Source organism: Alcanivorax sp. HI0044, from assembly GCF_001634945.1.
The window spans coordinates 1-672 of sequence record NZ_LWEZ01000054.1 but is presented as its reverse complement, the minus strand read 5'-3'; the positions used below and the strand labels follow the sequence as shown (position 1 = coordinate 672).

Sequence of the window (672 nt, the reverse complement as noted above, 5' to 3'; positions counted from 1 at the left end):
TCGTTACCCACTCTATGGGTGGCATTCTGCTGCGCCAGTACCTCAGCGAACACACCATTCCCCGCCTTGGCCGAACCGTCATGCTCGGCCCGCCCAATCAGGGCAGCGAAGTGGTGGACCGCCTGGGTGCCTGGGCGCCATTCCAATGGTTCAACGGCCCTGCCGGCAGCCAGATGGGCACCGGCCCGGACAGCCTCCCCAACCAGCTCGGCCCGGTGGATTTCCCGGTCGGTATCATCGCCGGCAATCAGACCATCAATTTCCTGCTCTCCACGCAACTACCCGGACCTAACGATGGCAAGGTCACCGTAGAAAGAACCAAAGTCGAAGGCATGCAGGACCATCTGGTGCTGCCGGTGACGCATCCGTTCATGATGCGTAACGGAGAGGTGATTGCGCAGGTAAAGATATTCCTGGCGGAAGGGCGGTTTGATTATCCGTGAATGCACGAAGCCTGCGGGGCTGTGGGCTCCTTAGACATAGGCTCCTTTCGCTTTTAGCGATGCTGCTTTTTTGAGCAGTGTTATTCGTTTCGGGGAATGGAGAAGGCAACATATCGAATCATGCCCTGACAAGCTGGTTTGTAACGTACTGACTTTTCTGCTTTTATCTTACAATATGCAAATTTTATAAATGTGATATGAAGCCGGCGCGTTCATTGGATATTCGAGC

General features: G+C 54.9%; 1 protein-coding gene. It reads left to right on the top strand.

What is annotated here, in order from left to right; all coding sequences use genetic code 11:
• On the top strand, positions 1-443 hold a 443-nt coding region (locus A3730_RS30805), incomplete at its 5' end, for a triacylglycerol lipase (protein WP_063537239.1).
• Positions 444-672: the final 229 nt, after the last annotated feature.